Genomic DNA, 19821 nt, shown 5'->3' with positions numbered 1-19821 from the left:
GCGAAATTCATGGATTGCTGGATGCGAAAGGCGCGAAAGAACATGCTAGGACATGTGAGTTGCAGTCATCGACGTACCCGGGTCCGGCAACATCGATCGAGATCAGGCAAGTTGACAAGCCTGTGCCGAGCCCCGATGAGGTACTGCTCAGTTGTGAACTTGTTTCGGTAAATCACGTCGACACATTCGTACGTTCCCGCGCTTACCGGAATACAATTCCCGCACCATTGATCATCGGTCGTGACGTCGTAGGAACGGTTGAGGAACTCGGAAACAAGTCAAAGGTTTCATCCGCGGACAAAGGGCCTAGAGCAAGTCAATGGGCTACGACGGGCATCAGGGATACACATCCGAATCTTCTGTCGTCCCCGACGAATAGGCTCTTTCACCTACCAGACACCGTATCTGAGCCCTTAGACGTCGTAGCTACCGCGCATTCATTAACCACGGTGCAGCTTGCCTTCACCCACGCTCCCAATTTGGGACCTGACAAATGTATTTTTATCGGCGGCACAGCCGGGAATGTTAGCACCGTGGCAGTTCAATGTGCGCACTCGATGGGCTCCCGGGTAATCGCCAGTGGACCTGCTGCTGATCATAACTGGATCTGGTCACTCCGCGCAGATCAGGCTCTTGATTGTCGAGATCCACACCTACCGCAAAAGGCATCAGCCCAATCACCAGACGGGATTTACATATGGTGGGACGCGTCGGGCCATCTAATCCTGTCGCAGGCAACAGACTCGGTTGCCCATGCCGGCAACATCCATCTCAGCACCGGCATCGACAAGCATAGCAACTTGCAGGTAGAGACAATCTATACACGCGATATCAGCATTCATGGATTCGCAGTGTTCAATGCCAGCGACATTCAGTTGCGCTCTGCGGCTCTTGGGCTGAATGAATTCTTAAAACGCGGCTCGCTGAGGTATCGCAGGACAGCAGAATTTTTCCCTGGCCCAGACCACACTAGCCCACCAGCTCGTCGAATTGGGCGGTGCTCAAGGCAAGGTAATCATAAGCGTGCGCGAATGATTATTTACTTGGGTTCATCCGCTGAAGCACACCGAGAATCGTCTTCTTATCAATCGTCGGCCACATTGGCGGCAGCGATGCCTTGAGGAACGTGCCGTATCGGGCCGTAGCCATGCGTGAATCAAGTACCGCGACAACGCCCTTATCGTTGACCGATCGGATCAATCGACCTGCGCCCTGGGCCAGTCGAATCGCAGCGTGCGTCGCAGAGACCTGCATAAAGCCGTTGCCGCCGTGCTTCTGTACGTCCTCGGTCCGCGCCTTGGAAATTGGATCGTCGGGGCGCGGGAACGGAATCTTGTCGATGATGACAAGTCGGCATGAATCTCCAGGAACGTCCACACCCTGCCACAGGGTCATGGTACCGAAAAGGCAAGTATCGCGTTCCTCTGCAAACTGTTCTACGAGTGACTTCATGCTGGCCTCACCCTGACAAAGAATGTCGACGTCGACCCGTGCCCGAAGAATTTCCGCGGCTTCTTCAGCTGCACGCTTGGAGGTGAACAGCGCCAGTGCGCCGCCGCCCGAAGCATTGATCAGTTCTTCGATTTCATCCAGAGTCTCGGCGGCCAACTGGCGTCCCGGTTTGGGCAGGTGCTTGGCCACATACAGGATACCCTGTTTTGGGTAGTCGAAAGGGCTGCCGACGTCAACGCCCGTCCACGAGGGCGCGCCCGAGCCCATGAGGCCAAGGGAACCAGCAACCGAATCAAACTGCGATCCGATGGCCAAGGTCGCACTGGTCAGCACCACAGTACGACCGTCAAAGAGTCCTTCGCGGAGTTTTCCCGCCACCGACAGGGGTGCCACGTTCAAGGTGGCAGGCTGAGAATCATCGGCTTCGACATAACCTCGGCCGTCGACGAATTCCCTTGGTCTGGTGGTGTAGAGGACTTCACGACGTTCCTCTGCTTCCATCATGCGAATGGCGTCGTCCATGATCGCCTGCATCTGCGACCTGGCCGTCTGTCGTCCGCCATCGGCGGGGGCGTTGGCTTCAGGTTTCGTCAACGCAAGAACCAAACGGCACTGTTCAACGATGTCATTCAGCGCAATGCCCATGTCTTCGCGCAGGCCATTCTCCAACAAGCCAGTAGGTACCCCTGTCAAAGACTTTTCCAGTCTGTGCGAGGCTTTCACCAGCTCGTCGACGTTCACGGCACAATGCCTCTTGGCGCCGCCGGCCGCAGTGAGCACCATACGGGCTGACAGCGCGCCGGAAACAGAACTGGTGACGCGGTCCTGCAGCTCGTGGGCTTCATCAATGATCGCAACGTCAAAGTCGGGAAGCACGGAAAGGCCTTCGAAGGCCGACACTGCGAGCAACGCATGGTTTGTAATCACCACATCTGCTTCGCTGGCCCGAGCCCGAGCCATCTCCGAAAAGCATTCATCGGCCATCGGGCACTTTTGCGAGCCGAGGCATTCCATGGCCGAGACCGAAACTTGCTTCCAAGCCTTGTCGCTGACACCCGGCACCAATTCATCCCGGTCGCCGGTGTCGGTGCGGTCAGCCCAGTCGCGGAGCTTCATCACCTCTGACGCCAGTGGAGAGAATACCTGACCTTTGGGCGCGGCCGGCTCGTCCATGGAGAACAGGGTTCCTTCGTCGTCCTCCGGGTAGCCGCCGCCCAGCTTGTACTGGCACAGATAATTTGAGCGGCCCTTGAGCAGGGCAACGTCCATGGGGCGCGAGAGCTTGCCCTTGAGCGATTCCAACAGTCGAGGAACATCGCGGCCAACGATCTGCGACTGCAGCGCTAGGGTTGCCGTCGAAACGATGACTGGCTTGGCGCTGGTTTGCGCGTGAGCCAAGGCCGGGATCAAATAGCCCATCGACTTACCGGTACCAGTACCCGCCTGCACCAGTAGATGTTCTTCATCTTCAAGTGCGGACACCACCCGCTTGACCATTTCCTGCTGGCCTGTGCGCATGGCACCGCCCATGGTGCTGACTGCAGTTTCAAGCAGCTCAAGGGCCTGCTCTTGCTTATCCATGAAGGTTGAAATTCTCCAACTCTGCCGCCATTGATTCCCGTACTTTGACGATCAGACGGGTTCCATTTTCCAGGTGTTCGCTTTCCAAGATTTCAGACTCACTCTGATGCAATTTGGAAATCAAATCTCCGCGGCTGTATGGAATCAATACCTCAAGCTGAACACCTGGTCGAGGGATGGAAGTGCTGATCAGTTCCAGCAATTCGTCGATTCCCGCACCCGTGTGAGCAGAGACCACTGCCGTATTCGATTCACGATTGCGTACTCGTTCAATGACGAAGGGATCAGCAACGTCGGCTTTGTTGAGCACGATGATCTCTGGAATGTTCAGCGCATCGACCTCGGCAAGAACGGTACGCACCGCCTGAATCTGCCCCTCCGGGTCCGGGTGCGACGCGTCCACCACATGCAGGATCAAATCGGAGTCGGCGATTTCTTCCAGCGTGGATCTAAAGGCCTCAACCAACTGAGTTGGAAGGTTCGAAACAAAACCTACGGTGTCCGCCAAGGTGTAGGTCAGTCCGTCCTCGGTTGCCGACTGGCGCACCGTTGGATCCAGCGTCGCGAACAGTGCGTTCTCAACTAGAACTCCGGCATTGGTCAGTCGGTTCAGCAAAGAGGATTTTCCGGCGTTGGTGTAGCCGGCAATGGCCACCGCCGGGATTTCATTGCGTCTACGGTTGGCCCGCTTGGCTTCACGTGCAGGCTTCATCGCCTTAATCTCGCGGCGCAGCTTAGCCATGCGGTCACGAATGCGACGTCGGTCCATTTCGATCTTGGTTTCACCGGGGCCGCGGGAACCAATGCCTCCGCCTGCCGCGCCGACACGGCCACCAGCCTGGCGCGACATGGATTCGCCCCAACCGCGCAGTCGAGGCAGAAGGTATTCGAGCTGTGCAAGCTCAACCTGGGCCTTGCCTTCGCGAGACTTGGCATGCTGGGCAAAAATGTCCAGGATCAAGCTGGTACGGTCGATGACCTTGACCTTGACGACGTCTTCCAAGGCTCGACGCTGCGACGGCGCCAATTCGGCATCCACGATGACCGTGTCGGCACCGGTGGATGCCACGATTTCGCGCAGTTCCTGAGCCTTGCCAGACCCCAAATAGGTGGATGGGTCCGGCTTGCTGCGTCGCTGGACGACGCCGTCCAGCACTTCCGAGCCAGCGGTTTCCGCCAAGGCAGCCAATTCGCGTAGTGAGTTTTCTGCCTCCGTCACGCTGCCTTCGGTCCAAATACCGGCAAGTACAACGCGTTCAAGACGAAGCTGACGGTACTCAACTTCGGTGACGTCTTCCAGTTCGGTAGAAAGTCCTGCCACGCGGCGTAGCGCACGGCGTTCCGACAGGTCGTCCTGTTCACCGTCAAATGTGGTGTATCCGCTGGAAAAGCGGTTTAGCGCTGTAGCCTGACCAGAGAAAATGGAGTCATCTTCGGTGGTGAAATGCTGAACCTGTGGGCTCTGTGCCTCATCAGCAGCGAGAATCCGGTCAATGGCAGCCTGAATCTGTGCCTCGTCCATCGATTCGGATTCGTGTTCGTGTGAATCGGAGTTAGTCATGGTCTCCTTTGAAGTACTTCGCATTCCAGAATAGTGCGGGGCACCCCCAATTGGCGATGTGGCGGGGTGTGAGTTAACCGGTTCGTTGGTCACGTGATTTCCTTGAGAATGTCGTTTGCGTCGTTAATTGGCTGAATGATGCGGTTACCAGGAGGCAAAAGACTGGAAACGGTCCGTCAACACTGGACCTTAAAAAGAAATAGACTTTGCCGTCATCAGATTCATATTCAGGGCGCGCGAATTATCAGCAACGCGTGATGCGAATCTGCGGTAACCTCTTGGGCTACGAATTAGACGAAAATCAAAGTCATAGGGATAACCCTATCAGTGAGAACTGTCGACGCCAATATTGTTTTGCTCACGTTGTCTCTGCAGCAGTAAGAACACCTTGGCTTGACCGCTAAACTTTTTCTTATGAGTCCCGATCACTATTTCAGCGCCACCCCGGCCTCGGCCGATGAACGCAAGACTGTTTCCGTCGAACTGAACGGAACCCTGCGCAAGGTACAAACTGCGTCTGGAATTTTCTCTCCCTCGGGGCTCGATAAGGGAACTGCGGTGTTGCTGCAGCACGTACCCACTCCACGTGGACGCATCCTCGACATCGGTTGCGGCTGGGGTCCCATAGCGTTGTCCGCTGCTGAACAAAGCCCCTCGTCCGAGGTCTACGGCGTCGATGTCAATGAACGCTCCATTGATCTTGCGCGCATTAACGCCAAGAACCTTGGACTGGACAATGTCATCATCGGTACACCGGAGTCGGTAGACCCCGATCTTGAGTTCGATACGATCTGGTCGAATCCGCCGATCCGCATCGGCAAGGCCGCATTGCACGAACTTTTGCTATTGTGGTTGCCGCGGCTGGCCGCAGGCGGGGAGGCCTGGCTGGTTGTCCAGAAGAACCTAGGCAGCGATTCATTGCAGAAATGGCTTGCTGAGCAGCTTCCAAGCGAATGGAAGGTCACCCGTGAAGCAACGTCCAAGGCGTTCCGTGTCCTGAAGGTCGCTCGGCCCAGCGCTTAGCCGCTCAATTCTATGGTGGCGACAGCAGGGTTATTCCGAGCCGATAACACCGCGAGCCACGATCTGCGCCGGTCCGCTCAGGATGGTATCTTCCCCGCCATCGTCATTGGCCAGGAATTCGACCCCGACGTATCCGCCGGGGATTTCAACGTTCCACACATTGATCAATGCAGAGCTCCGGGCCCTGTAGCGTACGGCGGCGGCGGCCGCGCAGGCTCCTGTACCGCAGGACAGCGTCTCCCCTACGCCGCGCTCATGCACGCGCATGGCGACCTGGGCCACGCCTTCATGCATCAGCGGCTCTGCAGGAACAACGAATTCAACATTGGTTCCGTGTTCAGGTACCGGTGAGACTTCCGGGGCGGCGAGCAGATTCAGTTCCTGCAACATCTTCGTGTCGGGCAATGCAACCACTGTATGCGGGTTGCCCATGGTGATGCTCAACGCCGGCACTCCCTGCTCCCAGCCGGCCGGACGCACCATGGAATCCACCGAATTCTGCTCCGCTTCTTCGGGGAAGATCAAACCCCACTCGCCAAGATTTGCCGCATAGCCCTGAGCCAGTCGCGTCACGTGCTTGACGCCGGCGCGGCTGCCGATCAGCAGGGTCTCTCCCACCTGCAGGTCAACGAGCCCCTCGGCGATGAGGAAGTGGACGAAGGCGCGTACCCCGTTGCCGCACATTTCCGCGATCGACCCATCGCTGTTGCGGTAGTCCATGAACCAGTACGCCTCCGGGTGCTCCGCAGCCTGGTTCTCATATCCCTTCACTTTTGCAGTGGGGATCGCTCGGATCAGCCCATCGCCGCCGATGCCGAAGCGGCGGTGGCACAGTGCCTCCACCTGAGTTTCGCTCAGCTGCAGCTGCCCTTCAGGATCCGAGAGCATCACAAAATCATTGCCAGTTGCGTGGGCCTTGGCAAACGCCTGTCCTGCCAGCTGCTGCAATTCGGTGCTGAACATGGTGCTCCTCGTGGAAGATCGCTTGGGTTTCTATAAATACTATTCTCTAGCCAACAAGCTTGAGTGCTTTTTCAAGCAACGCAGGCTCTGTTGGGTTCAGCCAGTTCACTCGCGGATCTGCGTTGAACCAGGTGATTTGGCGGCGGGCAAACTTCCGCGTTGCCACCACCGTCTGTTCGATGGCTTCTGCACGGGTGATCTTCGAGTCCAGATAGTCGATGTACTGCTGATACCCGATGGCGCGTGATGCAGTTTTCCCCTCGCGCAGCCCCCGGCTCAGGAGTCCTGCAACTTCTTCAGCCAAGCCCAGTGCGTCCATTTTGTGCACCCTGGTTTCCAATGCCTCGTGCAAGGCGGTCCGATCGTAGTTCAGTCCGATCTGGAGCGCGGGTTGGTAGTACTCGCGTTGGGGCATGAACGAACTGAACGGTCGGCCGGAGATCTCGTAGACTTCAAGGGCCCTCACGGCTCGACGCTGGTCCAAGTTTCTGGCTGCTGAGACCGGGTCGACCGCCGCCAGCCGGCGCCGTAACTCACCGTCGCCGTGAACGCGCACCTCCTGCTCCAACCTGGCCCGGGTTTCAGGATCGGTAGGCGGAAAGTCGATGACATCCAATGCGGCCCTGACGTACAGCCCCGAGCCCCCGACCATGACCGGGACCTTGCCGCGGGCCCGAATGGTCTCGATGTGATCGCGGGCCTGTGCCTGGAACATTGCCACGGATGCTTCTTCCCGCACATCCATGGTGTCCAGGAGGTGGTGTGGAATCCCGCCTCGTTCGTCCACCGGCAGCTTGGCCGTTCCGATATTCATTCCGCGGTAGAACTGCAGCGCATCGGAGTTGATAATTTCTCCGTTGAGCTTTTGGGCAAGGGCAATAGCCAGGTCGGACTTGCCGGTGCCGGTGGGTCCGACGACGGCAATCACCGGCAGGTTGGAGGCAGTGGCCAAATTAGCTGCGCACCTTCAGGGTCGGCATTCCCAGGTTGGTGCGGCCTGGTGCGCTGCCCTGAGTTCCTGGGGCAGGTACGCCGCAGCTCTCGGCCTGTGCACGGTCCCAGGCGTCTCCTGCCCGGGAACGGCGCAGCTGGTACTCTTCGAGGCTCGGATCGGAAATCAAGTGGAAGGAGGCTACCTCGGTGACCGGCACTGTCACCAGGTCTCCAGGTCGTGGAGCCTCGGCTCCTTCGGGGACGCTGAAGTGCACGAGCCTTTGGTCCTGGGAGCGCCCTGCCAGTCGGTGGGTCTGCTCCGACTTGCGGCCCGATTGTTCGGTGACCATGACTTCAACGGTGCGGCCCAGCTGCTTGGCGTTTTCTTCGCGGGCCATGCGGTCCTGCAGCGCTGTCAGACGCTCGTAGCGTTCCTGCACGACGGCCTTGGGAAGCTGCTGCTCCATCGTCGCTGCGGGAGTTCCGGGCCGCGGCGAATACTGGAAGGTGAAGGCGGACGAGAAGCGCGATGCCTCAACTACGTCGAGGGTCGCCTGGAAGTCTTCTTCGGTTTCGCCAGGGAAACCGACGATGATGTCGGTGGTGATCGCTGCGTGAGGGATACGTTCACGGACCTTGTCCAAGATGCCCAAGAACTTCTTCGAACGGTAGGAACGGCGCATTTCCTTCAGGACCTTGTCCGAGCCCGACTGCAGCGGCATGTGCAGCTGGGGCATGACATTGGGGGTTTCAGCCATAGCGTCGATAACGTCATCGGTGAAGGCTGCCGGGTGCGGACTGGTGAAGCGCACTCGTTCCAGTCCTTCGATCTCTCCGCAGGCACGCAGCAGCTTGCCGAAGGCGAGGCGGTCACCGAATTCGACTCCGTAGGAGTTCACGTTCTGGCCCAGCAGGGTGACCTCAATGGCTCCGTCGTCGACGAGGGCCTGAATTTCGGCGAGGATCTCACCCGGGCAGCGGTCTCGTTCCTTGCCGCGCAGGGATGGGACGATGCAGAAGGTGCAGGTGTTGTTGCAGCCCACCGAGATCGAAACCCATCCGGCGTAAACCGATTCGCGGCGGGTTGGCAGTGTTGAAGGGAAGACGTCCAGAGATTCAAGGATCTCCAGCTCAGCCTTCTTGTTGTGACGTGAACGCGCCAGCAGGGTCGGAAGGGATCCGATGTTGTGGGTGCCGAACACCACGTCCACCCAGGGAGCCTTCTTCAAGATGGTGTCGCGGTCCTTCTGCGCAAGACAACCGCCGACGGCAATCTGCATATTTGGCCGCTCTGCCTTAATGGCCTTGAGAATACCGAGGTTGCCGTAGAGCTTGTTGTCAGCGTTTTCACGCACCGCGCAGGTGTTGAAGACGACGACGTCTGCGACGTCCTCGACCAAGTCTTCTGATTTTCTCTCCAGGCCAGCATCTTCCAGCAGGCCCGAGAGCCGCTCGGAGTCATGGACATTCATCTGGCAGCCAAAGGTGCGCACCTCGTAGGTACGTGGAAGTTCTTCGGACTCAGGGGTTGAAATCAGTTGTTGCTCGCTCACCTTATAAGGTTACCGAATCTCACTGGCCGGTGAAACGAAGGTGCACCTAGACTTACGGCGTTAGTACTTGGGGCCGAAACGTTCGTCCCATTCTTCGCGGGCGATCTTATAGGCCAGTCCCCCGTTATAGCCCTTGCGTCCAAGCATCCCCACCAGGCGGCGCAGCGCCTTGTCGCGGTCTGCGCCCATGGACTCCGGGCGCAGCTTGGTCCGTGCGAGCTCCCGGGCCCGCTGTTCCTCGGCCTCGTCGTCGATCTGTTCAAGTGCTTCGGCCGCCGTGTCATCGTCCACACCCTTGGTGCGCAGTTCACGTTTGATGGCACCACGGGCCAGCCCACGGGAGCGGGCCCTTGCGGCAACCCACGACTTGGCGAATCGTTCGTCGTCGATGAGGTTGATCTCGGCATAGCGGTCGATGACTTCATCGGCGATATGTTCCGGACAGTCCTTGTCCAGGAGCTTGTCTTTGAGCTGTTTTGCGGTTTTGTCGCTCGCGGTGAGCTGGCGCAGCAGGATACCCCGAGCTTTTTCCCGCCATTGATCATCGCTCAGGGCCTCAGGATCGCCGCTGTCCTGCGCTGCCCTGGCTGCTGCACGGGCTTCCTTGCGTTCCTTCTTTGTCGGCCTGGGAGCCGTCGGAGCCTCGATGATCTGCTGCATGGCAGCACGCAGCTCGTCAATGCTCTCGGGTTTCTTTTCCGGCTCTGCAGGGAGGCTGGCGATTACCCTGCCGCGTTCAGGATCCAAAAATGGCTGCGGCGGCACCGTTGGTTCCGGCTGCGCTGGTTCATCGGGTCCAGGCTTGGCCCAGTCGGGCATGTCGTCATAGCTGCCCTGAAACTCACTGGAAACGGACATAGCGTCCGACCCGGAATTTCTTCCGGAACGGACGCTACGTTTCTTGAAGCCTGAGGCCACTACTTATCGCCCTCGACGACTCGCAGTTCTGTCTCGTCTTCTTCAACTTCTTCAGCCGGCAACACACCGAGCTTCTGCAGGATCTGACGCTCAAGCTCGTTGGCCAGATCCGGGTTGTCGCGAAGGAAACGACGGGCGTTTTCCTTGCCCTGACCCAGCTGGTCTCCGTCATAGGTGAACCATGCACCTGACTTCTTCACCAGGTTGTGCTCAACACCCATGTCAATCAGCGAACCCTCACGGGAGATGCCGTGGCCGTAGAGGATGTCGAACTCTGCCTGCTTGAAGGGAGGAGCCATCTTGTTCTTCACGATCTTGGCACGGGTCCGGTTGCCAACTGGGTTGGTACCTTCCTTCAGCGTTTCGATACGACGGATGTCGATGCGTACCGAAGCGTAGAACTTCAGCGCTTTACCACCGGTAGTGGTTTCTGGGCTGCCGAAGAAAACGCCGATCTTTTCACGCAGCTGGTTAATGAAGATTGCAGTGGTCTTCGAGGCCGAAAGACGACCGGTGATCTTACGCAGTGCCTGCGACATCAGGCGTGCCTGCAGGCCCACGTGACTGTCGCCCATTTCGCCTTCGATTTCGGCGCGTGGCACCAGTGCCGCCACGGAGTCGATGACGATGATGTCCAATGCACCCGAGCCAACAAGCATATCCATGATCTCAAGGGCCTGTTCACCGGTATCCGGCTGAGAAACCAGCAGGGCATCGGTGTCGACCCCAAGCTTCTTAGCGTATTCGGGATCCAATGCGTGCTCGGCGTCGATGAAGGCGGCAATGCCGCCGGCGCGCTGCGCACTTGCTACTGCATGCAGGGCAACGGTGGTCTTACCCGAGGATTCTGGTCCATAGATCTCCACGACACGGCCACGTGGAAGGCCGCCAATTCCCAGAGCGACGTCCAATGCGACGGAGCCAGTTGGAATCACTTCAATAGGTGCGCGGGTTTCCTCACCCAGGCGCATGACCGAGCCCTTGCCGAAAGCCTTGTCGATCTGGCCTAGGACAGACTCAAGCGCCTTTTCCCGATCATTATTTGCTGCCATGATTCACCTTTGCTCCTGCAAGCCATCCAACGGCCTGCTCACGTTTGTTTGTCCTGCATTAGACAGTATGAGCGCCTACCGACACTTTGGGGTTTCAGGACCCGAAAGTGTGGACAAACTCCAAGTTCATGTTGTGCGAACGATCCCATCGTCCCGCTACTAGGATAACCCTATCCGAATAGATATTCGAAAATCAACGCGAGTGTTTCGAATTCTCGAAACTCGCCGGGCTAGGTCTGCTTGGGCTCGATATCTACGCCGAGCCACCGTTCGGGCGGTACATCCTGCGCCCGGCATAGCGCCTCCCATACCTGCTTAGGCTTAATCCCCTTGTTGAGGGCCTCATTCGCCGTCAGGCTTCCCAGCTCTGTCAAAGAGAGGGAGTCGGCCAATACATGGGAGTACCGTGGGCCGAATTCATGTTCAAGGTTTCGCCAAAAGTCACTAAGTCGCACTGGTGCATTCTTCCATAATTACAGCGAGGGCCCACGCACAGTGCGTGGACCCTCGCCCTCGAGATTCCTGCGTAAGCATCAGGAGTCCCGGTGAGTTCTATATGTTCTAGACCGAAGCCAACGGCTTGTCGTTGCGGGTGGCAGCAAATTCATTGGCCATATCCATTGGAACGGTATCTGGGATTGCGATGCCCTCGGCCAGTGCCACTCGCTCGGAAACTTCGCGAAGCATCAGTGAAAGTGGAATCTCCAATGCCGAGCAGATCGAGGAGAGCAGTTCCGAGGAGGCTTCCTTCTGTCCGCGCTCAACCTCGGAAAGATATCCAAGTGAGACTCGGGCGCTGTGGGAAACCTCGCGGAGGGTGCGACCCTGGCGCTGGCGGACATCACGCAGGACGTCGCCGATTTCGTGACGGAGTACTACCATTTTGTGCTCCTCCTTCTCGGGCTGGACCATATGGGCTTCTCCCATATCGCGCCAACGGACAACACCATTGACAGTGACGGGTTGCTTGACCATAAATTTAGCCTTTGCTCCTAGGTCCTTCTCGAAGATGTATTCAATACGGGGGCCATCCTTGCGGCCCTTCACATCGTACAACGGAGAGTTGTTCGAATTTGTTCCCGTAACTTCACCCTAATCATAAAAATGCGACTCACGCCACATATCGCCGATTCATTGCGCAAATTATCGGGAAAAATAGTATTTCTAACTTTCCTATGAAGAAGCTTTACTCAAAATGGCAGTCAGCTGACTAATTGCCGCATTTGTGCTTTGTTCTCGAATCTGTGCACGATCACCGACAAAATGGTGTTCCTTGGCCCCGGATTCATCGCCAATGGCCCAGCCGATAAATACTGTACCCACCGATTTGCCGTCGTGCGCCTCGGGCCCTGCTACTCCCGTTGCCGACACCGCCGCATCGGCCCCGCACACGCGCTGCGCGCCGACGGCCATCTGCCGCGCAACCTCAGGGTCCACCGAACCGTTGCTCAGAAGCAACGCTGCATCTACCCCGAGCACCTCGGCCTTGACGTCGCTCGAATAACTGACGACTCCCCCACGGAGCACAGCAGAAGCACCGGGCACTTCCGCGAGGGTCGCTGCGATCATCCCCGCCGTCAGGGATTCAGCCGTCGCCAATTGCAGCCCCTTGTCCTTTGCGGCGGCGATGGCCGCCGGTGCCTGGTGCCTCATGGTTCATCCTTCGTGATCGATAAAGGTGGATATGCACGGTGCGCACCGAGAATTGCTCGATGCGCACAGTACTTCAGCGTTGGAGTGCTGCGACTCCTAGTTCTGGCTCTGGTTCTTTCGATGTGCGCCGTAGAGCGCCGCTGCCTTGAAGATGTATTCAATACCGGTGACCACGGTGACCGCCATGGTCAACAGCATCAGCCACCAGGCGAAGGTATTCAGCCAGTCGACCGTATGGGTCAGCGGCAGCAGGTACAGGCCGATGGACACCGCCTGCAACACGGTCTTGATCTTGCCGCCCATATTCGCGGCGATCACGCCGTACTTGATGACGACGAAGCGCAATAGGGTGATGCCCCATTCGCGCACCAGGATCACCAGCGTCACCCACCACGGAAGCTCGTGGATGATCGACAGGCAGACCAGCGCGGAACCGGTGAGCAGCTTGTCGGCGATCGGATCCGCGATCTTGCCGAAGTTGGTGATCAGTCCGCGGCTGCGCGCCAGATCTCCGTCGAGCTTGTCGGTGTACATCGCCAGCACGAAGATGACCAGCGCCACCCAGCGCCAGGTGCCCTGCTGCGAATTATCCGCCAGCAGGGCCCAGATGAAGAACGGCACCATGATGATGCGGATGGTGGTCAGCACATTGGCGATGTTCAGCGTCGGAACCGGCGGCTGCCCGCCCTGGCCTGCTTGCTCGGTCATCGGCTTTAGTTTCTCCCTGTCAGATTCCAGGCGTCTTCGCCAGAATCCTCGTCGTCGGCGCCGTCGAAGTAGTCAACGGCCTGCGGCCGGTCATCCAGATCCTTGGCCACTAGGTCTTCAGCATATTCTGCCACTGGGTCGGCGTGGTTGACGTTCGCCTCGTCGACCAGCGCCTGTTCGGCGGCGGAGGCCTGCGCGGTGCCCGGATCGTCGCCGCGCATCGCCGCCAGCACCATCGGCAGGTCGTCCGGCTTGACCAGTACATCGCGGGCCTTGGAGCCCTCGGAGGGTCCCACCACGCCGCGCGACTCCATCAGGTCCATCAGGCGGCCGGCCTTGGCGAAGCCCACGCGCAGCTTGCGCTGCAGCATCGAGGTGGAACCGAACTGGCTGGTAACCACCAATTCGGTGGCCTGCAGCAGCAGATCCAGGTCGTCTCCGATGTCCTCGTCGATCTTCTTCTTTTCCACCGTCGGCATGACGTCGTCGCGGTATTCGGGCTTCAGCTGGGCCTTGACGTGCTCCACCACGCGGTGGATCTCCGACTCGGTGACCCAGGCGCCCTGCACGCGCATCGGCTTGGAAGTGCCCATCGGCAGGAACAGGGCGTCGCCCTGACCCAGCAACTTTTCAGCGCCCGGCTGGTCCAGGACCACACGGGAGTCGGTCACCGAGGAGGTGGCGAAGGCCATGCGCGATGGCACGTTGGCCTTGATCAGGCCGGTGACCACGTCCACGGACGGGCGCTGGGTGGCCAGCACCAGGTGGATGCCTGCGGCACGGGCCAGCTGGGTGATGCGCACGATGGAATCTTCCACGTCGCGCGGGGCGACCATCATCAAGTCGGCGAGCTCGTCCACGATCACCAGCAGGTACGGGTAGGGCTTGAGCACGCGCTTGGACCCCTCGGGAGGGTGCACCTTGCCGGCCTTGACCGCCTTGTTGAAGTCGTCGATGTGCTTGTAGCCGAAGTTCGCCAGGTCGTCGTAGCGGGTGTCCATTTCACGCACCACCCACTGCAGCGCTTCGGCGGCCTTCTTGGGGTTGGTGATGATCGGGGTGATCAGGTGCGGCACGCCCTCATAGGCGGTGAGCTCCACGCGCTTGGGGTCCACCATGACCATGCGCACTTGGTCCGGGGTGGAGCGCATCAGGATGGAGGTGATCATCGAGTTCACGAAGGAGGACTTGCCCGCGCCGGTGGCGCCTGCCACGAGCAGGTGCGGCATCTTTGCGAGGTTGGCGACGACGAAGCCGCCCTCCACGTCCTTGCCCACGCCCATGATCATCGGGTGCTCGGACTTGCGGGCGTTGGCGCTGCGCAACACGTCGCCCAACGCGACGACTTCCTTATCCGTGTTCGGGATCTCGATGCCGATGGCAGACTTGCCGGGGATCGGCGACAGGATGCGCACATCCGAGGAGGCCACGGCGTAGGAGATGTTCTTGGCCAGCGCGGTGACCTTTTCCACCTTGGTGCCCGGCGACAGCTCAATCTCGTAGCGGGTCACCGTCGGGCCGCGGGAGAACCCGGTGACCTGGGCCTCCACCTTGAACTGTTCAAGGGTGTTGGTCAGCGCGTCGACCACCACCTGGTTTGCCTCGCTGGCTTCCTTGGCCGGCGGACCCGGCGGCAGGTAGTCATCCGAAGGCAGCGTGTAGCTGACGTCTCCGGAGAGCTGCAGCTGTTCGGTGCGTGCGGGGATCGGCGGCTGCGGTGTGGCGGGCAGGCCGGCGGCGCGCGAAGACACCTGGCTGATCGCGTCGGTAGCGGCCTCAGGCTCGGACTTCAGCCCGATGCTCTCCATGATCTGCGCCATCTCGGATTCGGCCTTGGTCGGGCGCTTCACCCCTGGCGGGATCGCCGGCTCGGGGGCGGCTTCCTGCTCGGCTGGCTGCACCTCCGGTTCGACGACGGCGTGGGCCACCGTCGGATTCTCGGTGTGCGCCGCCTGAAGCTGCTCGCGGGACAGGGCCTGGGTGGCCGCGGAGTCCGCGTCGAACACCTCGTTGCGCTTGTTCTTCTTGCGGAAGCGGTCAAGGGTTGGCAGCGAGGTAGTGGCCGCCTCGTTGAAGTCATCGCCGTTCTCGTCGACCACCGCCTTGTCGTAGGCGACGTCGCCGGTGCGCGAGGATCCATCGTGGTCGTCCACGTCGTAGACTTCGGTGACCTTGCGTGCAGCGGCGGCACGGCGCTCGAAGAAGCCGGGCTTCTTCTTTTTCGGCGCCGGAGCCTGCTGATCCTGCGGGTACAGGTATGACTGGTCGTGGGCTTCGGCCTGCGCGTCGAGCCCCGGCTCCTCGCCGGCGGCACGTGACTGGCGCGGGGCCTCGGGGTCCTGGCCGAGCAGGCGGTTGTAGCCCGCGCGGATCCGGGAAGGAATCTGGGTGATCGGAGTCGCGGTGATGATGAGCACCGACATGAACTCCAGGAAGATGAACACCGCCATGGCGGCCGGCACCGAAATCAGCAGTCCCAGCGGCGTGCCGAGGATTGAGCCGACCATGCCGCCGGCCTGCCAGAGCACCTCAAAGTCTGCCGAGACCGCAGGAGACCCGTGGGCTAGGGAGGCGATCGAAGAGCCCGAAAGGGTCATGATCAGCAGCCCGATGCCGATCCGGTTGTTCTCGGTTTCAGCCTCAGGGTGGCGGAACAGCCGCGAGGCGCCGATGAAGAGGATCACCGGCAGCAGCACCGCCATGAAGCCGAGCGTTCCGCCGACCACAGCATGCACGGCATGACCGAACCAACCGGCATCGCGCAGACCCCACCACTCAACGACGGCGACGATCAGCGCGATCAGCGTCAGGAACAGTCCGGTGCCGTCGCGCCGCAGCTCGAAGTCTGGTTTGACGGAGCCGCCGATGCGGCGGAATGCACCGCCGACGATCCGGGCGATGCCCATCCAGACGCTGCGAATTGCGCGCAGCGGCAGGGCGAGTTCATGTTCCGGATTCTCGACGGGTTTCTTGGAGGACGAGCTGCCAGACGCCTTGGGTTTTCGCGTCGTCGGCTTCTTCGCCCCCTGAGACTGGGTACGTGGGGCCATGCTTAAAGGGTAGCGCCCGGCGCTGGGAACCCACCGAATTTACACGGGAGACGGCCCCGGGAAGAGATGGAGAAACATCACCCCTGCCGAGCTGCATTGCCCCGGGGGGTTCGACCGCGGCGGAATCCTTCCCGATCAGGCTAGATCAGCACGGGGAATGTCACCAGAACGACAATGGTGCCCACCGCCACGACGGTGGCCACGGCCAGCAGGCCCAGCCGGGCCACGGAGTAGATCATCCGCTGCGAAATCGCCGTCAAAAAAAGCACCAGGGCGAAGATGACGGTCAGCAGCGAATAGTCGTCGCCCTTCTGGTTGTAGTCCAGGGCACGCTGGTAGTGTTCTGCCGCTTCGGCGCTGAGCTCGGAGGCTTCCTCGGTGCCCGGCGGTACATAGGAGTCCATGGACAAGGGACCTCGCTGTTCACGGCCCTCGGCTTCCCACTGTTCGAACGCGACGCTCATTTCCGGTGTGAAGCGCTCTTCAACGAATTTGCGCAATTTCTCATTGCCTTCTTCTTCGGCAAGGACCCATTGGGTATACATCGACATGTCATACAGCCGGGCGTCGCGGGCCGTGCCTTCCGCGTTGTTCGACTGCGCCCTGGCACTGGAAGCGTTACTGAACGCGATGGACATTTCGCCTCCCCATTTCGACGCTTGAAATCCACACCAGGCGGTCAGCACAGCCATGACCGCCAAGAGGACAATCGTGAGCACCTCGGAGATTCGGTCGATGCTTCGCGACGGTTTCGGTTCTAGGCTGTTGTCTTGGCGTGGCACTTTGGCTTGAGCATTCATAGCGACATCATGAGAGATCAGCACCATGCAGGAGTCGAACTATCACCCGATATGGATGAGCTGCCCCGCCCCGAGGTGGCGGTACATGAAAACCTGATTTCGACTAATTTGGGAGGTTGCTGTGCAAAAACCACTAGCTGGACTGACGGCAAAGAACGCCGGCAAAGAATTCATCGCTGGCATTACACTCATTGCGATCGCGGTACCGCTCAATATCGGTTATGCGCAGATCGCTGGACTGCCGGCCACCGCCGGCCTTTATGCCCTCGTGGTACCGACGCTGCTCTACGCACTGATCGTGTCTTCACGACAGGTTGTGGCTTCGCCCGATGCGGCGGCCGCCGCACTGGTTGCCTCGTCGCTGGGCGGTCTAGCGGTCGCCGGCAGTCAGAGCTATATGACCCTCGCACTGGCCCAAGCAATACTTTGCGGCATCTTCCTAATAGCCATGGCATGGTTCAAATTAGGATTCTTGGCCAACTTTCTCTCCAAGCCGATTCTCGTGGGATTCGTGGGCGGCCTAGCACTGGACATCCTGGCCTCGCAGACCGCAAAGATGCTCGGCATCCACTTAGAGCCGGGCTCGGAATTTGTCGAGAAGGTCTCGACGATCATCGCCGACTTCGGCACGCTGAACGTCTGGTCACTGCTCATCGCGGCCGTATCGGTCGTGGTGCTTATGTTGGGTAAGAAGTTCGCCGGCGCGGTCCCCTGGGCGTTGATTGTCTTGGTCGCCGCCACCATCGCCACCGTAGCGACCCACGCAGACCAGGCTGGCGTCGACATTCTTGGAGACGTTCCGGCCGGCCCACCGGTACTTACCTGGCCGGTTATTCCGTGGATCGATTGGCTGTTGCTGATCCCTTCGGCACTGGCGTTGACCTTGGTGACCACCGCCGAAGGGCTGCTCGTCTCACGGTCCTACGGTGAGAAGCGCGGCTACACCACCGTCCCGAACCGGGACCTCCTTGCCTTCGGCGTTTCAAACATTGCTGCAGGTGCCAGCGGCAGCTTCTCCGTAGGTTCATCCACTTCTCGCACCGCCGCCATGGATCAGGCCGGTTCCAGGACCCAGCTGCCTTCGATCGTGCTGGCGGCCGGAACTCTGCTGCTGCTCATGTTCGGCACCGCGCTGCTCAAAGACATCCCCTCGCCAGCCATCGGTGCCATTGTTGGCGTTGCCGTGCTGCCGTTGCTGGGCATTGCGGAATTCAAGCAGCTGTGGAAACTCGATCGATTCGAGTTCGCTGTTGGTGCTGCCTGCTTCCTCGTGACGCTGCTGATCGGCTCTATTGCAGGAATCCTCGTCGCTTTCGTCCTTGCACTGATCAACATGGCAAAGCGTGCATCGAATCCCGCCATCGACGTATTGGGCGCGACCAGCGATCCCAACGAATCGCTGCTCTACGGGGTTGCCGAAGGCACCGCAACTGCACCGGGGATCGTCGTGGTACGCCCGGCGGCGCCGCTGTTCTTTGCCAACGGAAATGTGTTCAACGAATACGTCAAATCCGCCATCGAGAAAATCGAGTCAAACCAATCGCAAGACAATCCGCCAGTCCGTCATCTGGTGATCGACTTTGAAGCGGTCAACGATGCCGACGTCACGGCGGCCGAATCCTTCGAGTCTCTCGACGACTGGCTGGAACACCGGAATATTTCGCTGTACTTCAGCCGCGTGCGGGATGAGCTCGTGCCTCGCCTCAAGCATCTGGGTATCTTGGAAGATGAGAAGCTCTTCCCTACCAACCGTGAAGCGCTATTGGCGCTGACCTCTCTGCAAACTCATGACGCTTCTAACGGTTCTGAAGTAAAGGACGGCAAGTAAATGGGTCAAGCCCTCGGGGAGCTGCTCCCCCTAGCTCTCGGCATCGCGGTTAGTCCACTGCCGATCATTGCCGCAGTTCTCCTGCTGATTTCCCCCAGAGCAAGTTCAAGCGCAGTGGGATTCCTCATTGGCTGGCTCGGCGGAATCATCATCAGCGTGACCGTCTTCACCTTACTGTCTTCTATCTTGCCCGAAGAGGATGGAGCAGATCAGTCGCAGCCCATTCGCGGAATCATCTCAATCGTCTTGGCTGGAGGGTTGTTCTTGCTCGCGGCTAAACAATGGCGCAGCCGCAATCCTGAAGCGGGGGAACGGAAGCAGCCAAAATGGATGCAGGCAATCGACAGCATGCAATTCGGCAAGGCCCTTGGCTTGGCGCTGTTGCTGGCAGCGGTGAACCCGAAGAATCTCATCATGGGTGCATCTGCCGGTATGATTCTCGGTGACAGCGATGAAGGCACTGCCTCAATCATCCTGCTGATCGTAGTCTTCACGGTCTTGGCCGGTTCTACGGTGATGATTCCCGTAGTAGGCTACCTTGTTGCCAAGGAACGGCTTCGCGAGCCCTTGCAGCACCTGCAGGTATGGCTGGAAAAAGAGACACCAACGATCATGAGCGTCCTGCTGCTAGTGCTGGCGGTAAGCGCGTTAGGTAAAGGCATTGGAAGCTTCTAGCATTTCTATCCTTGCGGAAGAGCAAAGTGCGACGGGCATCGAATCATTCGACCCGTCGCAATACATCCCCC

The 19821-nt window shown here is 59.4% G+C and carries 17 protein-coding genes; 4 read left to right on the top strand and 13 right to left on the bottom strand.

Features of this window, described 5'->3' with window-relative positions; genetic code table 11:
- Window positions 1-122 precede the first annotated feature (122 nt).
- On the top strand, window positions 123-1121 hold the full coding sequence (locus tag RUH64_RS16890; RefSeq protein WP_396275988.1) for an alcohol dehydrogenase catalytic domain-containing protein: 999 nt from the start codon (window positions 123-125) through the stop codon (window positions 1119-1121).
- Here the strand turns inward: RUH64_RS16890 and RUH64_RS04950 are convergent.
- Both RUH64_RS04950 and hflX read right to left on the bottom strand, forming a co-directional pair.
- Window positions 1036-3033: an ATP-dependent DNA helicase gene (locus RUH64_RS04950; RefSeq protein WP_313811765.1), complete on the bottom strand. Its 1998-nt coding sequence runs from the start codon at window positions 3031-3033 to the stop codon at window positions 1036-1038. The two genes, RUH64_RS16890 and RUH64_RS04950, sit on opposite strands and share 86 nt — an antisense overlap.
- Window positions 3026-4594: a GTPase HflX gene (gene hflX / locus RUH64_RS04945; protein ID WP_313811763.1), complete on the bottom strand. Its 1569-nt coding sequence runs from the start codon at window positions 4592-4594 to the stop codon at window positions 3026-3028. The genes RUH64_RS04950 and hflX overlap by 8 nt, the downstream gene beginning before the upstream one ends.
- Window positions 4595-5008: 414 nt before the next feature.
- Here hflX and RUH64_RS04940 point away from each other — a divergent pair, with 414 nt between their 5' ends.
- The gene (locus RUH64_RS04940; protein ID WP_313811762.1) at window positions 5009-5617 is read left to right on the top strand and encodes a methyltransferase; all 609 of its coding nucleotides are present in this window, start codon (window positions 5009-5011) and stop codon (window positions 5615-5617) included.
- A gap of 30 nt (window positions 5618-5647) precedes the next feature.
- Here the strand turns inward: RUH64_RS04940 and dapF are convergent, their stop codons facing one another.
- From dapF to RUH64_RS04885, 11 genes are all read right to left on the bottom strand, one after another.
- On the bottom strand, window positions 5648-6580 hold the full coding sequence (gene dapF / locus RUH64_RS04935) for a diaminopimelate epimerase (protein WP_313811761.1): 933 nt from the start codon (window positions 6578-6580) through the stop codon (window positions 5648-5650).
- 46 nt (window positions 6581-6626) lie between these two features.
- Complete coding sequence (miaA, locus tag RUH64_RS04930; RefSeq protein WP_313811759.1) at window positions 6627-7532, bottom strand: tRNA (adenosine(37)-N6)-dimethylallyltransferase MiaA; 906 nt, start codon at window positions 7530-7532, stop codon at window positions 6627-6629.
- Between the two features lies 1 nt (window position 7533).
- Entirely contained in the window at window positions 7534-9066 is a 1533-nt protein-coding gene (miaB, locus tag RUH64_RS04925; RefSeq protein WP_313811757.1) for a tRNA (N6-isopentenyl adenosine(37)-C2)-methylthiotransferase MiaB, read from the bottom strand.
- Between the two features lie 60 nt (window positions 9067-9126).
- Window positions 9127-9924: a regulatory protein RecX gene (locus tag RUH64_RS04920; protein WP_313811755.1), complete on the bottom strand. Its 798-nt coding sequence runs from the start codon at window positions 9922-9924 to the stop codon at window positions 9127-9129.
- 59 nt (window positions 9925-9983) lie between these two features.
- Window positions 9984-11036 (bottom strand): recombinase RecA, encoded by a 1053-nt coding sequence (gene recA / locus RUH64_RS04915; RefSeq protein ID WP_313811753.1) that lies wholly within the window; start codon window positions 11034-11036, stop codon window positions 9984-9986.
- Between the two features lie 230 nt (window positions 11037-11266).
- Window positions 11267-11491, bottom strand: a complete 225-nt coding sequence (locus tag RUH64_RS04910) for a DUF3046 domain-containing protein (RefSeq protein ID WP_313811751.1) — start codon at window positions 11489-11491, stop codon at window positions 11267-11269.
- A 106-nt stretch (window positions 11492-11597) separates the two neighbouring features.
- Window positions 11598-12011, bottom strand: a complete 414-nt coding sequence (locus RUH64_RS04905) for a helix-turn-helix transcriptional regulator (RefSeq protein ID WP_313811750.1) — start codon at window positions 12009-12011, stop codon at window positions 11598-11600.
- A 198-nt stretch (window positions 12012-12209) separates the two neighbouring features.
- Entirely contained in the window at window positions 12210-12689 is a 480-nt protein-coding gene (locus RUH64_RS04900) for a CinA family protein (protein WP_313811749.1), read from the bottom strand.
- A gap of 96 nt (window positions 12690-12785) precedes the next feature.
- Window positions 12786-13397, bottom strand: coding sequence for a CDP-diacylglycerol--glycerol-3-phosphate 3-phosphatidyltransferase (gene pgsA, locus RUH64_RS04895; RefSeq protein WP_313811748.1), 612 nt, complete (start codon window positions 13395-13397; stop codon window positions 12786-12788).
- Window positions 13398-13402: 5 nt separating this feature from the next.
- Window positions 13403-16447 (bottom strand): DNA translocase FtsK, encoded by a 3045-nt coding sequence (locus tag RUH64_RS04890; protein WP_313811747.1) that lies wholly within the window; start codon window positions 16445-16447, stop codon window positions 13403-13405.
- Between the two features lie 140 nt (window positions 16448-16587).
- Window positions 16588-17247: a hypothetical protein gene (locus tag RUH64_RS04885; RefSeq protein WP_313811745.1), complete on the bottom strand. Its 660-nt coding sequence runs from the start codon at window positions 17245-17247 to the stop codon at window positions 16588-16590.
- Between the two features lie 121 nt (window positions 17248-17368).
- Here RUH64_RS04885 and RUH64_RS04880 point away from each other — a divergent pair, with 121 nt between their 5' ends.
- Together RUH64_RS04880 and RUH64_RS04875 are read left to right on the top strand one after the other, a co-directional pair.
- Window positions 17369-19075: a SulP family inorganic anion transporter gene (locus RUH64_RS04880; RefSeq protein ID WP_313811744.1), complete on the top strand. Its 1707-nt coding sequence runs from the start codon at window positions 17369-17371 to the stop codon at window positions 19073-19075.
- On the top strand, window positions 19076-19750 hold the full coding sequence (locus tag RUH64_RS04875; RefSeq protein ID WP_313811742.1) for a GAP family protein: 675 nt from the start codon (window positions 19076-19078) through the stop codon (window positions 19748-19750).
- Window positions 19751-19821 lie beyond the last annotated feature (71 nt).

The sequence above is a fragment of the Glutamicibacter sp. genome, assembly GCF_032154645.1.
Classification (GTDB): domain Bacteria; phylum Actinomycetota; class Actinomycetes; order Actinomycetales; family Micrococcaceae; genus Glutamicibacter.
Note: the sequence above shows the minus strand (reverse complement) of the source record. Positions and strands in the feature narration are given on the sequence as shown.

Excerpts from the sequence above, each read along its gene's own strand:
- recA (WP_313811753.1), bottom strand. The coding sequence starts at position 11,036 with ATGGCAGCAAATAATGATCGGGAAAAGGCGCTTGAGTCTGTCCTAGGC.
- RUH64_RS04905 (WP_313811750.1), bottom strand. The coding sequence starts at position 12,011 with ATGGTCAAGCAACCCGTCACTGTCAATGGTGTTGTCCGTTGGCGCGAT.
- RUH64_RS04875 (WP_313811742.1), top strand. The coding sequence starts at position 19,076 with ATGGGTCAAGCCCTCGGGGAGCTGCTCCCCCTAGCTCTCGGCATCGCG.
- RUH64_RS04950 (WP_313811765.1), bottom strand. The coding sequence starts at position 3,033 with ATGGATAAGCAAGAGCAGGCCCTTGAGCTGCTTGAAACTGCAGTCAGC.
- RUH64_RS04885 (WP_313811745.1), bottom strand. The coding sequence starts at position 17,247 with ATGAATGCTCAAGCCAAAGTGCCACGCCAAGACAACAGCCTAGAACCG.
- hflX (WP_313811763.1), bottom strand. The coding sequence starts at position 4,594 with ATGACTAACTCCGATTCACACGAACACGAATCCGAATCGATGGACGAG.
- pgsA (WP_313811748.1), bottom strand. The coding sequence starts at position 13,397 with ATGACCGAGCAAGCAGGCCAGGGCGGGCAGCCGCCGGTTCCGACGCTG.
- RUH64_RS04940 (WP_313811762.1), top strand. The coding sequence starts at position 5,009 with ATGAGTCCCGATCACTATTTCAGCGCCACCCCGGCCTCGGCCGATGAA.
- dapF (WP_313811761.1), bottom strand. The coding sequence starts at position 6,580 with ATGTTCAGCACCGAATTGCAGCAGCTGGCAGGACAGGCGTTTGCCAAG.
- RUH64_RS04920 (WP_313811755.1), bottom strand. The coding sequence starts at position 9,924 with ATGTCCGTTTCCAGTGAGTTTCAGGGCAGCTATGACGACATGCCCGAC.
- RUH64_RS04900 (WP_313811749.1), bottom strand. The coding sequence starts at position 12,689 with ATGAGGCACCAGGCACCGGCGGCCATCGCCGCCGCAAAGGACAAGGGG.
- RUH64_RS04890 (WP_313811747.1), bottom strand. The coding sequence starts at position 16,447 with ATGGCCCCACGTACCCAGTCTCAGGGGGCGAAGAAGCCGACGACGCGA.